The sequence below is a fragment of the Caballeronia sp. ATUFL_F1_KS39 genome, assembly GCF_023630985.1.
GTDB classification, from domain to species: Bacteria; Pseudomonadota; Gammaproteobacteria; order Burkholderiales; family Burkholderiaceae; genus Caballeronia; species Caballeronia zhejiangensis.
On record NZ_JALQDZ010000014.1, the window covers coordinates 1 to 13,733 of the forward strand.

A 13,733-nucleotide genomic window follows, 5' to 3' on the forward strand; every position below is an offset into this window, starting at 1 on the left:
CCGCGTAGATCGAGTTGTCGGGGGACACCCCCAAAATCAAAAAACAGACCCCGCCTCTAATATTAATCCTTGGGGAGAGCGCCGCGGGGGGCGCGAACGGCGGCAAAAGCGGCGGGGCGCGCGGCGCCCCCCGCGCCGAACGGCTGTGCGTGAGCGTGCCTTCGCATTGCGTGCTGCTGGAAAGCGCCGCGCAACGGCTCGGCGAAGCGGCGAGCAAGGTGCGGATCGAGGCGCCGCGCATCGCCTACATCGGCAATCGCGGCGCGCGCGTGCTGCGTCGCGCCGACGCCATTCGCGAAGACCTCGCCACCAATCTGCGCTATCCGGTGCGCTGGCACGAATCGACGATCGCGCTCGCCGAACTCGGCGCGAAGGTGTTCGTCGAGATGCCGCCGGGACAGACGCTCACGCAGCTTGCCGCCGAAGCCTTGCCGGACGCGGCTTCGATCGCGATGGACGCCGCACCCGCCGCATCCGTCGCCGCACGCGTGCGCGCCGCCTGCAGGCGCGCGACCGATTGATTCGCGTTCCGTGCGCGACTGATGCACGGTTTCCGCTGGCGTTTTCATCTTTTTTGCCGACAAAATCGGAATTTTCGAATAGCTTACGAATCGACTGTCATTAGCATTTCGCTGCGTTCGCGCAATCTGCGCAGAACGACGATCACAACAACATTCGAAAGGTAAAACTATGACGATCTTCCGCATCGCGCTGGCGGCCTCCGCTGTGTTCACACTTGCGTCGTGCAGCAGCATGAGCAGCATGGATCCGAACCAATTGATGCAATCCGGGCAAATGGCGACTCAGGCGCTGTCGCTGAGCGACTCCGATGTCCGCACGCTGTCCGACAAGTCCTGTGCCGAACTCGACAAGGAAAACAAAGTCGCGGCGGCCAACAGCCCGTACACCCAGCGCCTGAACAAGATCTCGAAGCAGCTCGGCGACAACATCAACGGCGTGCCGGTCAATTACAAGGTTTATCTGACGAAGGACGTCAACGCGTGGGCGATGGCGAACGGCTGCGTGCGCGTTTACAGCGGCCTCATGGACCTGATGAACGATGACGAAGTGCGCGGTGTCGTCGGGCACGAAATGGGGCACGTCGCGCTCGGCCATACGAAGAAAGCGATGCAGGTGGCGTACGCGACGTCGGCGGCGCGCACGGTGGCTTCGGCGGCGGGCGGTATGGTCGGAAGCCTGTCGGCGTCGCAGCTCGGCGATCTGTCGGAAAAATTCGTCAACGCGCAGTTCTCGCAAACGCAGGAATCGGCCGCTGACGATTACTCCTTCGATACGCAGAAGAAGAAGGGCTACGACCCGAAGGGACTGGTCACGGCGTTCCAGAAGCTCGCGACCATCGATGGCGGCAAGTCGAGCATGCTGAGTTCGCATCCGTCGTCGCCGGCGCGCGCGAAGCATATCGAGGACCGGATCGCGTCGGGGAAGTAAGGATGTGACTGAGCGCGAGCGGCGACGCTCGCGTTCTCTTCGGCGACGATTCAGAAGGATGACGAAGCGATGCACTTCGTCGCAATGCACTTCGTCGCAATGCACTTCGTCGCAATGCACTTCGTCGCAATGCACTTCGCCGACTAACGCGGCAAAAAGAAAAAGCCCCGCAAGTTTTTAACCTTGCGGGGCCTTTCTACGACAACTGGCGGAGACGGAGGGATTCGAACCCTCGATCCAGTTTTTAGCCAGATGCTCCCTTAGCAGGGGAGTGCCTTCGACCTCTCGGCCACGTCTCCCAAACTTTTCGCCGCACCGGGAGTGCAGTGCAACGAGATCGAGATAATAGCGTGTTCGCAGGCCGGGGTCAAATTCACACGACGATTTTTTTCGAAACGGCCAATATGGAATCGCGCGTTCAGCGAACCGCAACGATGTGAAGGCCCGCGAGCCTTCACATCTCCGTCACACGCTTACACGCTTACGCGCGATCCAGCTCGAACGCCTTGTGCAGCGCGCGCACGGCGAGTTCGGTGTACTTCTCGTCGATCAGCACCGAGATCTTGATTTCGGACGTCGAGATCATCTGGATGTTGATGCCCTCTTCCGACAGCGTGCGGAACATCGTGCTCGCAATACCCACGTGCGAGCGCATGCCGACGCCCACCACCGACACCTTCGACACCTTCGGGTCGCCCAGCACGGTTTCGGCCTGGACGTGGCCCTTCACCTGGTTGTTCAGGATTTCGAGCGCGCGCTGATAGTCGCCGCGGCCGACCGTGAACGTGAAGTCGGTCTTGCCGTTCACGCTCTGGTTCTGAATGATCATGTCGATGTCGATGTTCGCATCGGCGACCGGGCCGAGAATCTGATACGCGACGCCCGGCTTGTCAGGCACGCCCATGACCGCGATGCGCGCTTCGTCGCGCTGGAACGCGATGCCAGAAATCACTGCTTTTTCCATGTTCTCGTCTTCTTCAAAAGTAATCAGGGTGCCGGAGTGCATTTCGGCTTCGAGCGGCATCAGCGGGTCGGTCAGGCTGGAGAGCACACGCGTCTTCACCTGATACTTGCCGGCGAATTCCACCGAGCGGATTTGCAGCACTTTCGAGCCGAGGCTCGCCATCTCCAGCATTTCCTCGAAGGTCACGCGGTCCAGCCGGCGCGCTTCTTCCACCACGCGCGGATCGGTCGTGTAGACGCCGTCGACGTCGGTGTAGATCAGGCATTCGTCCGCTTTCATCGCCGCCGCGATCGCAACCGCCGACGTGTCCGAGCCGCCGCGTCCGAGCGTCGCGATATGGCCTTCCGGATCGACGCCCTGAAAGCCCGTGATGACCACGACCTTGCCCGCGTCGAGGTCCTTCAGCACGCGTTCGCCGTCGATTTCGCTGATACGCGCCTTCGTGAACGCGCTGTCCGTCTTGATCGGCACTTGCCAGCCGGCATAACTCACGGCGTCGAGGCCTTCCGCGTGCAGCGCGATGGCCAGCAAGCCCACGCTGACCTGCTCGCCGGTGGAGGCAATCATGTCGAGTTCGCGCGGGTCCGGATCGGCCTTGATGTCTTTCGCGAGACCGAGCAGGCGATTGGTTTCGCCGGACATCGCCGAGGGCACGACGACCATCTTGTGGCCGGCCTTATGCCATTTGGCGACGCGCTTGGCGACGTTCTTGATGCGCTCGACCGAGCCCATCGAAGTGCCGCCGTATTTGTGTACGATGAGTGCCATTGTCGTTCTTGAACTGGAGAGAAAACCGCGCTTCACGCGCTTTGACGCGAGAACGCTCGAGACTCGCGCTCGATCGCTTCAGGGGATGTCGAAGCCGGCTACGATACGCGGGCGCTGCCGCACGCCCTTCGCACGCTCGCGCCATTGATAAGCGACGCGAGCGGATGCGTCGTTGCGGGCGAAATCGAGTCTTTTGAACGCAGATGCCGCGCAAAAACGCGCTTGGGCGAAAACGAGTTACCGTACCCGATCGAGGCTGAAATTACAAGATGAGGCACCGGTGACGGCGATTTTACCGGCTTCGGCGCAACGTTTGCCCAAAGCGCCTCACACGAGCAGCAAATCCGGCCGCCACGAAATGCGCCGCAGCGGTCCGTGCGCGGCGCTCGGCGCGGCCTCGCGGTTCACGCCGACATGCGGCACGAACAGCAGCGCCTCGCCGATGAAAAGCAGCGGTACGTCGCGCTTCCAGGCCGGCACGCCGCGCTCCTGAAAGAGGTTCTTGAGCGTGCGGCTCGGCGCTTCGGCCGCGACGCGCATGCGCTCGCCGCCCGCACGCGAACGCGCGACGAGCGGCGCGGCGCGCAATACGCCCTCCCCGACGACATCGTCGGCGGAAGAATCAGCGGGCTCGAACACGAACGAGCCGCGCCATTGCGGCAGACGCCACACCTCTTCGCCCTGCCATAGCAGTTCCGCCGCGACTTTGAGCGCGGCCGCGCCTTCATCGAGATCGGGCGCATCGGCGCTGTCGCCGGCTTCCCAGAACAGCAGATTGCGATACACGCGCAAGCTGTGCCCCGCATGATCGACGCGCAGCGCGTGGCCATCGCGCGCGGCGGCGGCATCGCGCAACTGACGCAACATGTCGGCGATGCGCGCCGTCGATGCCGCCATCAAACCGCGCGAGCGGATCCAGAAACGCATGAGATTGATCGCGCGCTCGTCGTCGAGTGCGAGAAACGCGTCGAGCACGAGCGCGCCCTCTTCGTCGGCGCTCTGAACGTGTCCCAGATCGATGCGCGCAAGCTGATCCAAAAGCCGCTGCGCCGCCGCGGCATGCGATGCCGTGCGCGCGAGGGCATCGCGAAAGCCGGGAAAATGCACCGCGAGCATCGGCAGCACGTCATGGCGCAGCGCGTTGCGCGAATAGCGCGTGTCGGCGTTGGATTCGTCGTCGATCCAGCTCAGGTCGCGCTCGTGCGCGTATTGCTCCAGTTGCGCGCGCAGCAGGCGCAGCAGCGGACGCACACGCGGCGCGGCGCCGTCCGCGCGTTGCGGCGCCATCGCCGCGAGGCCCGCGACGCCCGCGCCGCGCAGCAGTTGCAGCAGCACGGTTTCGGCCTGATCGTCGGCATGATGCGCGATGAGCAGCGCCGCCGCGCCATGCTGATCGCAGAGCTCGTCGAGCGCGCGATAACGCGCGTCGCGCGCCGTGGCTTCGAGGCTCTCGCCGCCGGTCCGCGCGACATCGACATGACGCGCGTCATACCGCACGCCGAGCGACGCCGCAAAGCGCTCGCAATGCGCGGCCCACGCGTTGGCGTTCGGACTCAGACCGTGATGAACATGCAGCGCGATCACACGTCGCGCGCCGAAGCAACTCACGGCCGCGTCGAGCAGCACGGTGGAGTCGAGCCCGCCGCTCAACGCGACCGCGAGAAGTGAATCCGGGGAAAGGTCCGCGTCCGAAACCGCCGCGCGCACCGCCTGTAACACGAGGCGGCCGGCCGGGGTTTCGTTATCGGATGTCACGAGAGTTCGTGATGGATGAGATGACGAAGATGACGGGAACGGATTACGCGCCCGGCAGCGATTCCTTGAACTTGCCGTACGCCATCAGCTTTTCGAAGCGGCGCTCGCGCAAGTCGTTGACGCTCATGCCCTGGAACTGACGCAGCGAATCGGCGAGTGCGCGGCGCAGGAGCGCGGCCATGCCCTTCGCGTCGCGATGCGCGCCGCCGAGCGGTTCGTTCACGATCTTGTCGATGAGACCGAGCGCCTTAAGACGATGCGCCGTGAGGCCGAGCGCTTCGGCCGCTTCCGGCGCCTTCGCCGCGCTCTTCCACAGGATCGACGCACAGCCTTCCGGCGAAATGACCGAGTACGTGGAGAACTGCAGCATCATCACGGTATCGGCGACGGCGATCGCCAGCGCGCCGCCCGAGCCGCCTTCACCGATGATCGTCGTGATGATCGGCGTCTTGAGCTCCGCCATCACATAGAGATTGCGGCCGATGGCTTCCGACTGGCCGCGCTCTTCCGCGCCGATGCCCGGGTACGCGCCCGGCGTATCGACGAACGTGAAAATGGGCAAGCTGAACTTCTCGGCGGTACGCATCAGGCGCTCCGCCTTGCGATAGCCTTCCGGACGCGGCATGCCGAAGTTGCGCAGCGCGCGTTCCTTCGTGTCGCGGCCCTTCTGATGGCCGATCACCATGCACGGCTGGCCATTGAAGCGCGCGAAGCCGCCGACGATCGCAAGGTCGTCCGCGAATGCGCGGTCGCCATGCAATTCATGAAAATCGGTGAAAAGCTCGCTGACGTAATCGAGCGTGTACGGACGCTGCGGGTGACGCGCAATCTGCGAAACCTGCCACGGCGACAGGTTTGCGTAGAGATCCTTCGTGAGCTGCTGGCTCTTCTTCGACAGCCGCTCGATTTCTTCCGAAATATCGACAGCGGAATCGTCCTGAACGAAGCGGAGTTCTTCGATCTTCGCTTCGAGTTCAGCGATCGGCTGCTCGAAATCCAGAAACGTGGTCTTCATATGTTCGAGTCCTGGGAACATCGGGCAGCGCGTATTCTAACCGCGTCCGCCCCTCAAAAATTCGCGCGTGAACTATCGATTATAAAGCAACGATAGCGCGCGCTTTTCGCGTGGTTATTTTAGTGATCTGACGGAATCGGATTGAGGCTGCGCCACATGTACCACGTCGCGACCGTGCGCCACGGCTCCCAATTCGCCGCCACTTCGCGCGCCTCGCTGCGCGTCACCGGCTCGCCGCTGAAGTAGTTGACGCTGATCGCCTGAATCAGGCCGAGATCGTCGAGCGGCAGGACGTCCGGGCGCGACAGATTGAAGATGAGGAACATCTCCGCCGTCCATCGGCCGATGCCGCGAATCTGCGTGAGCTCGGCGATGACGGCTTCGTCGTCCATCGACGTCCATGCGTCGACGTGCAGCGCGCCCGATTCGAAATGCTGCGCGAGATCGAGAATGTACTCGGCCTTGCGTTTGGATAAGCCGCACGCCTGCAGTTTCTCGTGACCGAGCTTGATGAAGTGCGCCGGATGAACCTCGGGACATGCGCCCTTCACCCGTTCCCAGATCGCCTGCGCGGCCTTCACCGAAATCTGCTGGCCGGCAACGGAACGCGCGAGCGTGGAGAACGGATCGCCGAGATTGACGAGATGAATCTCGCCGAACTTCGGAATCAGCTTCTTGAGTATGCGGTCGCGTCGCATCAAATCTGCGCACGCGCGGTCCCAGTAGTCGGGACGAACGGCTTCGCGCGTGAGTCCGCCGATTTGCACGGGCACCGCGGCATCCGATGTGACGACGCGCGACTTGCGCACCACTTCGCCACGTTCGGCGACCAGCGCCTGAGCGCGCGCGCCATCGCCTGCGACCGCGCGGCCGTTGCCCTTCGCGGGCGACGCTTCGGCTTCTTCCGTGCCCGCTTTCGATGCGCGCGCAGCGCCGTTCAGGCGCGTTGCCGTCTCCGGCTTCGCGGCCTTGAGCGCAACGCTGCGCGCCGGCTTCGCCGTCTTGCCGGCCGCCGCACCTGCGCCATCGATCTTCTGCGTGTTCACTTTCGTTTGTGCGCTGCTCGCGCGCTTCGTTGCGCCCGACGCATCGCTGACAGACGCGGGTCGCTTGACCGGCGTCTTCCTGGCCGTTGCCATCTTGCCTCCTGCCTGGTGAGTCGATCAGAGGGTTCGAAGGGCCGCGCTCAAACGCGGCGCCATTCGGTCGACCCACCCGGTTTGTCTTCAAGCGCAATACCGGCTTCGAGCAATGCAGCGCGAATCCGGTCTGCTTCGGCATAGTTCTTCGCCTGCTTCGCGGCGATGCGCTCGGCGATCTTCGCTTCGATCTCTTGCGGCGAGAGTCCCTCGCTCGAGCCTGCGCCGCTCGCCCGCTGCAGGAACGCACGCGGCTCGCGCTGAAGCAGTCCGAGCACGCCCGCAAGACCCTTGAGCTGACGAGCGAGCGCGGCATCGCGCGTACGATTCACTTCGCTCGCGAGATCGAACAACACCGACACGGCCACCGGCGTGTTGAAGTCGTCGTTCATCGCAGACTGGAAACGCTGCGCGTTCGCCTCGCTCCAGTCAAGTTGCTGATTGTCCGGCTCGACATCCTTCAACGCCGTATATAGGCGCGTCAACGCGTTCTTTGCGTCGTCGATATGCACGTCGCTGTAATTCAGCGGCGACCGATAGTGTGCCCGCGCAATAAAGAAGCGCACGACTTCAGCATCAAATTTTTCAAGAACTTCGCGGATCGTGAAAAAGTTGCCGAGCGACTTCGACATCTTTTCACTGTCGATCTGCACGAAGCCGTTGTGCATCCAGTAGTTCACGAACTGCTTTCCGGTTGCGCCTTCGCTTTGCGCGATCTCGTTCTCGTGATGCGGGAACTGGAGATCCATGCCGCCACCGTGGATGTCGAACTGTTCGCCGAGCAACGTGCAGCCCATCGCGGAACATTCGATGTGCCAGCCGGGACGCCCGCGGCCCCACTTCGAGTTCCAGCCTGTGTCTTCCGGCTCGCCCGCCTTCGATTGCTTCCACAGCACGAAGTCGAGCGGATCTTCCTTGGCGTCGTTGGCCGTGACGCGCTCGCCCGCGCGCAAGTCTTCGATCGACTTGCCGGACAGCTTGCCGTAGTCGGTGAACTTGCGCACCGAGTAATTGACGTCGCCGTCTTTGGCCTGATATGCATAACCGTTGGCGTGCAACGCATCGATCATGCCGAGCATCTGCGGCACGAACTCGGTCGCGCGCGGCTCGATGTCCGCACGCGCGACGCCGAGCGCGTCCATGTCCTCATACATCGCCTCGATGAAACGCTGCGTGAGCGACTTGATCGATTCGTTGTTCTCCACCGCGCGGCGAATGATCTTGTCGTCGATGTCGGTGATGTTGCGGACGTAAGTCACCTTGTAGCCGGTCTCGCGCAGCCATCGCTGAACGATGTCGAACACCACGAACATGCGCGCGTGCCCGACGTGACAGTAGTCATACACGGTGATTCCGCAGACATACATGCGTACCTCGCCGGCGCGAAGCGGCGTGAAGGTTTGCTTGTCACGCGCGAGCGTGTTGTAGATGCGCAGCGAGTTCATAGAAGGCGAAGCATGGGCCGGAATCAACCGTGTGCCGGGCAGCGAGCGCCGTGAGCGATACGCGCGGGAGCGAAGAGACCCACACGCGAGCGCGAACACGACGGTCATGCGACCAGGACGGAGACGGCCACGAGTGGCGAAAGACAGTCTGGAGTCGGCGCGAGATGCTCGCCTGGAGATCCAGGCGCAAGACTCGTGCGCGGGACGTGCAGACCTTTTGTTAGAATGGGTCGGAGTATAACACCGGGACTTGAGCCTATGAAATCTCGAAGCGGCCGCGCGGCGGGCATGGCAAGCCGCGCTCCGGGCCGGGCCGAAAGCCTTGCCGGACACGACGCCGCATCGGGCATTTCCGCTCGTTCTCCCGTGCTCGCACGCCTTCGCGTGCTCGGGCGCTCGCCGTCCCTTTCGCCGCTTTCACGGCTTCTTTCGCCGCCTCATTCATTGACTCGATTCCAAGTGACTCATCGCCACGCGCGCACGCCTCTGCAACTCTCTTGCCGGCTCGTTTCCCGGACGCTCGCCATCGCGGCGCTCGGCTTCGCATGTGTCGGCATGTCCGGGGCCGCGCTCGCGCAGACCTCGACCGCAACTCGCGACGACACGCCGCAGATCGATTCGGCCATCGCGGGCAAGGACTGGAACGCCGCGCTAACACAACTCGATGCGCGCATCGCGAGCAATCCGCGCGACGTGCAGGCAAAGTTCAAGCGCGCCACCGTGCTCGCGCGCCTGAATCGCGACGACGAAGCCATCGCCGCCTTCACCGAGCTCACGCAAGCCTATCCAGAATTGCCGGAGCCGTACAACAACCTCGCCGCGCTCTACGCGAAGAAGGGCCGCTACGAGGATGCACGCGTCGCGCTCGAAACCGCGGTCAAGGCGAATCCAGGCTACGCGCTCGCCTATGACAACCTGGGCGATCTTTATCTTCGTCTCGCGAGCGAGTCGTACAAGCGCGCGCAATCGCTCGGCTCGAAGAGTCCGCTCACGCGCCAGCGCATCACGGCGATTCAGAACATCTACAACCCGCCGAAGAAGCGCGCGGGCGCGGCAGAAGGCGCATCGGGAACGGGCGCGGCAATTGCGCCAAGTCCGGCCGCGGACGAATGGGCGCCGGCATCCGGAGCCGCCTCGCAGACGATGCCCGGTCCCGACGATTACGCGCCGTTCGGCGGCCCGACGAGCCCGCTGCCGGCCACGCCATACGTCGCGCCGCAAGCGCAGCCATAAGCAGGCGCATTCGCGGCCGACTGTTTGCATTCACCACACGAGGATCGATCCTTCATGAAATTCCTGATGTTGGCGCTGTCGAGCGCTGCCCTGATCGCGACCACGCCTGCGTTAGCGCAGCCGAACGCGCAGGCCGCGCACCCCACCGTGCTCTTCAAGACCACGCAAGGCGACATCAAGGTCGAGCTGTATCCCGAGAAAGCGCCGAAGACGGTCGCGAACTTTCTCGACTACGTGAAGTCCGGTCAGTACAGCGGCACGATCTTTCATCGTGTGATTCCGGGCTTCATGATCCAGGGCGGCGGCTATAGCACGAGCTTCGCCGAGAAGCCGACGCGCGCGCCGATTCCGCTCGAAAGCAAGAACGGTCTGAAGAACGCCACCGGCACGCTCGCGATGGCGCGCACGAGCGATCCGAATTCGGCCACCGCGCAGTTCTTCATCAATACCGTCGATAATGCGGGTCTCGACTATCCGAGCCCGGACGGCAACGGCTACGCCGTGTTCGGCAAGGTCGTCGCGGGCATGGACGTCGTGAAGAAGATCGAAGGCAGCCCGACCACCACGCGCGGCCCTATGCAGGACGTGCCGCAAAAGCCGACCGTGATCGAGTCGGCCACCGTGGTCCCGCAGTAATCCGTAAGCGCCTGTCGCTGACCTGGCGCGCGCTGCGCCAGGGCTCAATCAAACACAATGGAGAGAACATCATCATGGTCGAACTGCATACGAACCACGGCGTCATCAAGATTGAACTGGACGCCGACAAGGCCCCGAAGACGGTCGAGAACTTCCTCAACTACGTGAAGAAGGGTCATTACGACAACACCGTGTTTCATCGCGTGATCGATGGCTTCATGATCCAGGGCGGCGGCTTCGAGCCGGGCATGAAGCAGAAGCCGACCGATGCGCCGATCGACAACGAAGCCAACAACGGCCTCAAGAACGAAAACGGCTCGATCGCGATGGCGCGCACGAACGACCCGCATTCGGCGACTGCACAGTTCTTCATCAACGTGAAGGACAACGACTTCCTGAACCACTCGTCGCCGACGCCGCAAGGCTGGGGCTACACCGTGTTCGGCAAGGTCGTCGAAGGCATGGACGTGGTCGAGAAGATCAAGAAGGTGAAGACCGGCTCGAAGGGCTTCCACCAGGACGTTCCGGTCGACGACGTGGTGATCGAGAAGGCCGTCGTGGTCTGATCACGGTCATTGCATGATCGATACGAAGACTTCATTCGATCGCGAAGCAGCGGGCACAGCGAAAAACGCGCGCCCGCTGTTTTTCATTGGCGATCTGCATCTCTCCGAAGCGATTCCGAAAACCGTTGCGGCCTTCGAGCATTTCATCGAGGTCACGGCGAACGACGCCGATTCGGTCTTCATCCTCGGCGACCTGTTCGAGTTCTGGATCGGCGACGACATTCTCGACGGCCCGCCAACCGACCCGCGCGCCAGCTTCGCGCGCCGCATGACGCGCCTCATGCATACGCTCTCGGAACGCGGCATCGGCCTATATGTGATGCACGGCAATCGCGATTTCCTGCTGGGCAAGCGCTTCATGAAAGATGCAGGCGCGCTGCCGCTGCCCGATCCGTTCGTCATCACCGCGTTCGGCAAGCGCATCGTGCTCGCCCACGGCGATGGCCTGTGCACCGCCGATCGCGCCTATCAAGGCTTTCGCTCGTTCGCGCGCAACAAGCTCGCGCAACGGCTCTTTCTGGCGTTGCCGCTCGACACGCGCCTGGGCATCGGCCAGCGCATGCGCTCGAAAAGCGAGGGCGCGCGCGTGACCACCGGCGTCAAGGCGAAGTACGACGTGACGAAGAAAGCGGTCGCGGAACTCTTCATCAATAGCCGCACGAACACGCTGATTCACGGCCACACGCATCGTCCGGCGATGCATCGCGAAGTCGCAGGCGTGCGCTGGGTTCTGCCCGACTGGGAACTCGACGCGGACCCGCCGCGCGGCGGCTATCTGCGCGTCGATGAAGAAGGCGTGCGCCCGCTGCCGCTTTAACTCGCGCGTTCGAGCGACGCGGCGCGCTCGTCCGCCGCCTTGCCATCCATCGACGTGCACAGGCGCTTGAGATCGACGAGCGCGGCGCCATCGACGGCGTTGAGCGCTTCCACGCGCGCGCCGAGCCGTTCGAGCGCCGCGACGATGTCGTCGATGCGCTGCGTCTGCGTCGACGCGTGATCGATCAGCCCGTGGATCGCGAGCGACACGGGATCGTCCGCGTTCGGCGTAATGCCGTAAGCGCAAAAGCCGCTCTTCGCGGTTTCATCGGATGGCTTCTTCGCGACGGCCGGCATCACGATGCGCGCCGGATTGCCCACCGCCGTACCGCCCGCCGGCACCGGCTTCACGACGACCGCATTCGAGCCGATCTTCGCATCGGCGCCGACCGTGAAGCCGCCGAGCACCTTCGCGCCCGCACCGACGATCACGCCGCGCCCGAGCGTCGGATGACGTTTCGCGCCGCGCGTGAGCGACGTGCCGCCGAGCGTCACGCCCTGATAGATCGTGCAGTCGTCGCCGATTTCGGCCGTCTCGCCGATCACGACGCCCATGCCGTGATCGATGAACACGCGCCGTCCGAGCGTCGCGCCCGGATGAATTTCGATGCCGGTGAGAAAGCGCGCGATCTGCGACACGAACCGCGCGAGCCAGCGCCACTGTCCGCGCCAGCACGCGTTCGCGATGCGATGCAGAGCGATCGCGTGCAGCCCCGGATAACAGGTGACGACTTCCCAGGCGCTGCGGGCGGCGGGATCGCGCTCGCGGATGGCGGCGATGTCTTCGCGAAGTCGGTCGAACATGGCGATGTCTCTGAAAGGGGGACGAGTGCTTTGCACGAATCGCGCAAAGCTTATCGGCGTTCGCCGTTTTTCGCCGATTGTAGGACGAGCGCGCGCAGTCTGCCCGATGCCCCCGACGCCAGCGCGGTCAGTCCTTTTTCGTCCGAAGGAGGATGTGCTTCGCGATGCCGCGCAAAATATTCACTTCTTCGCGCTCGAGCCCGGAACGCGCGAACATCCGCCGCACGCGCGACATCAGCTTCTTCGGATTGGCCGGATCGAGAAAATCGAGCGCGACGAGCGCGTCTTCGAGATGCGCGTACATGCCTTCGATTTCATCGCTCGATGCGCTCTGCCCCGCCGATTCCACCACGGCAAGCGGGCTCGCGGACGTCTGGAACGCGACGCGTAGTTCATACGCGAGCACCTGCACGGCCTGCGCGAGATTGAGCGAGCTGTAGGCGGGATTGGCCGGAATATGTGCGAGCGCGCTGCATCTTTCGACGTCCGCGTTGGAAAGCCCGGTGCGCTCGTTGCCGAACACGAGCGCGATATCGCCGTGGCGCACGAATTCATGCGCGCGTTCGGCGAGCGCGCGCGGCGGCATCTGCGGCGGCCCGTATTCGCGCATACGCGCGGTCAGCGCGACCGACCAGCGCACGCCGACGAGCGCATCGGCGAGCGTGTCGACGACATGCGCGGACGCGAGCACGTCGTCGGCGCCGGAGGCCATCGCGATGGCTTCGGGCTCGTTCTTGACGTCGGTCACGCGCGGCGCGACGAGGACGAGGCGCGCGAAGCCCATCGTCTTGAGCGCGCGGGCGGCCGCGCCGACATTGCCCGGATGACTCGGCTCGACCAGGATGAAGCGCGTCGACGTGAAGCCGCCGGCGGGCGCGGAAAGTTCGTTGGGTTCCAAGGCGCGGTTCGTGCTGAATTTTGAAGAAAGTGCGACCCGATATGTTAACGCGCTTTGGCCATGCGCCGGAACCGCGCGGCCACTTTCGGGTAAAATGGCGCCTTCGCGCGCGGCGAACGGTTCTTGCGTGGCTTCCAAAGAACCTTCGCGCGAACGCCCCGCTCTTATTCAATTCGTCTTTCGTCGACATAGTCGTTGTCGCCAATTTTCCCGTCCACACGAAGCTGCTGGGCGGTCAGAGGATT

13 protein-coding genes and 1 tRNA gene are annotated in these 13,733 nt (G+C 63.6%); 6 read left to right on the plus strand and 8 right to left on the minus strand.

Features of this window, described 5'->3' with window-relative positions; translation table 11 throughout:
• The first annotated feature begins 149 nt into the window (after positions 1–149).
• The gene (locus NCR93_RS08790; protein WP_250532203.1) at positions 150–521 is read left to right on the plus strand and encodes an ACP S-malonyltransferase; all 372 of its coding nucleotides are present in this window, start codon (positions 150–152) and stop codon (positions 519–521) included.
• A 169-nt stretch (positions 522–690) separates the two neighbouring features.
• Positions 691–1,449, plus strand: coding sequence for a metalloprotease LoiP (loiP, locus tag NCR93_RS08795; protein WP_175982696.1), 759 nt, complete (start codon positions 691–693; stop codon positions 1,447–1,449).
• 206 nt (positions 1,450–1,655) lie between these two features.
• Here loiP and NCR93_RS08800 read toward each other — a convergent pair.
• The 6 genes from NCR93_RS08800 to cysS form a co-directional block, all read right to left on the minus strand.
• Positions 1,656–1,748 (minus strand) — tRNA-Ser (locus NCR93_RS08800).
• Positions 1,749–1,930: 182 nt separating this feature from the next.
• A complete protein-coding gene (locus tag NCR93_RS08805) occupies positions 1,931–3,181 on the minus strand; it encodes an aspartate kinase (RefSeq protein WP_175982697.1) in 1,251 nt (416 codons plus the stop codon).
• Positions 3,182–3,508: 327 nt separating this feature from the next.
• Positions 3,509–4,936 carry a tRNA lysidine(34) synthetase TilS gene (gene tilS / locus NCR93_RS08810; protein ID WP_034473076.1) on the minus strand — a complete coding sequence of 476 codons (1,428 nt, stop codon included), beginning with the start codon at positions 4,934–4,936 and terminating at the stop codon, positions 3,509–3,511.
• Between the two features lie 43 nt (positions 4,937–4,979).
• Entirely contained in the window at positions 4,980–5,951 is a 972-nt protein-coding gene (locus NCR93_RS08815; protein ID WP_008341830.1) for an acetyl-CoA carboxylase carboxyltransferase subunit alpha, read from the minus strand.
• 119 nt (positions 5,952–6,070) lie between these two features.
• The gene (locus NCR93_RS08820) at positions 6,071–7,090 is read right to left on the minus strand and encodes an endonuclease III domain-containing protein (protein WP_175982698.1); all 1,020 of its coding nucleotides are present in this window, start codon (positions 7,088–7,090) and stop codon (positions 6,071–6,073) included.
• Positions 7,091–7,137: 47 nt separating this feature from the next.
• Positions 7,138–8,535 carry a cysteine--tRNA ligase gene (cysS, locus tag NCR93_RS08825; RefSeq protein ID WP_175982699.1) on the minus strand — a complete coding sequence of 466 codons (1,398 nt, stop codon included), beginning with the start codon at positions 8,533–8,535 and terminating at the stop codon, positions 7,138–7,140.
• Positions 8,536–9,090: 555 nt separating this feature from the next.
• Here cysS and NCR93_RS08830 point away from each other — a divergent pair.
• The 4 genes from NCR93_RS08830 to NCR93_RS08845 all read left to right on the plus strand — a co-directional run bounded on the left by NCR93_RS08830 (position 9,091) and on the right by NCR93_RS08845 (position 11,787).
• Positions 9,091–9,768: a tetratricopeptide repeat protein gene (locus tag NCR93_RS08830; protein ID WP_175982736.1), complete on the plus strand. Its 678-nt coding sequence runs from the start codon at positions 9,091–9,093 to the stop codon at positions 9,766–9,768.
• A 54-nt stretch (positions 9,769–9,822) separates the two neighbouring features.
• Positions 9,823–10,404, plus strand: coding sequence for a peptidylprolyl isomerase (locus NCR93_RS08835; RefSeq protein ID WP_008341835.1), 582 nt, complete (start codon positions 9,823–9,825; stop codon positions 10,402–10,404).
• Between the two features lie 74 nt (positions 10,405–10,478).
• Entirely contained in the window at positions 10,479–10,970 is a 492-nt protein-coding gene (locus NCR93_RS08840; RefSeq protein ID WP_008341836.1) for a peptidylprolyl isomerase, read from the plus strand.
• 13 nt (positions 10,971–10,983) lie between these two features.
• Entirely contained in the window at positions 10,984–11,787 is an 804-nt protein-coding gene (locus tag NCR93_RS08845; protein WP_175982700.1) for a UDP-2,3-diacylglucosamine diphosphatase, read from the plus strand.
• On the opposite strand, the gene cysE is transcribed toward NCR93_RS08845, so the two are convergent.
• On the minus strand, positions 11,784–12,590 hold the full coding sequence (gene cysE, locus NCR93_RS08850) for a serine O-acetyltransferase (RefSeq protein WP_175982701.1): 807 nt from the start codon (positions 12,588–12,590) through the stop codon (positions 11,784–11,786). The genes NCR93_RS08845 and cysE overlap by 4 nt on opposite strands.
• Before the next feature lie 127 nt (positions 12,591–12,717).
• Positions 12,718–13,488 carry an RNA methyltransferase gene (locus NCR93_RS08855; protein WP_033535788.1) on the minus strand — a complete coding sequence of 257 codons (771 nt, stop codon included), beginning with the start codon at positions 13,486–13,488 and terminating at the stop codon, positions 12,718–12,720.
• Between the last annotated feature and the right edge of the window lie 245 nt (positions 13,489–13,733).

What these genes read in the sequence shown, in the direction of transcription:
- loiP (WP_175982696.1), top strand. Translation starts at nt 691, where the DNA reads ATGACGATCTTCCGCATCGCGCTGGCGGCCTCCGCTGTGTTCACACTT.
- NCR93_RS08805 (WP_175982697.1), bottom strand. Translation starts at nt 3,181, where the DNA reads ATGGCACTCATCGTACACAAATACGGCGGCACTTCGATGGGCTCGGTC.
- NCR93_RS08815 (WP_008341830.1), bottom strand. Translation starts at nt 5,951, where the DNA reads ATGAAGACCACGTTTCTGGATTTCGAGCAGCCGATCGCTGAACTCGAA.
- NCR93_RS08820 (WP_175982698.1), bottom strand. Translation starts at nt 7,090, where the DNA reads ATGGCAACGGCCAGGAAGACGCCGGTCAAGCGACCCGCGTCTGTCAGC.
- cysS (WP_175982699.1), bottom strand. Translation starts at nt 8,535, where the DNA reads ATGAACTCGCTGCGCATCTACAACACGCTCGCGCGTGACAAGCAAACC.
- NCR93_RS08830 (WP_175982736.1), top strand. Translation starts at nt 9,091, where the DNA reads ATGTCCGGGGCCGCGCTCGCGCAGACCTCGACCGCAACTCGCGACGAC.
- NCR93_RS08835 (WP_008341835.1), top strand. Translation starts at nt 9,823, where the DNA reads ATGAAATTCCTGATGTTGGCGCTGTCGAGCGCTGCCCTGATCGCGACC.
- NCR93_RS08840 (WP_008341836.1), top strand. Translation starts at nt 10,479, where the DNA reads ATGGTCGAACTGCATACGAACCACGGCGTCATCAAGATTGAACTGGAC.
- NCR93_RS08845 (WP_175982700.1), top strand. Translation starts at nt 10,984, where the DNA reads ATGATCGATACGAAGACTTCATTCGATCGCGAAGCAGCGGGCACAGCG.
- cysE (WP_175982701.1), bottom strand. Translation starts at nt 12,590, where the DNA reads ATGTTCGACCGACTTCGCGAAGACATCGCCGCCATCCGCGAGCGCGAT.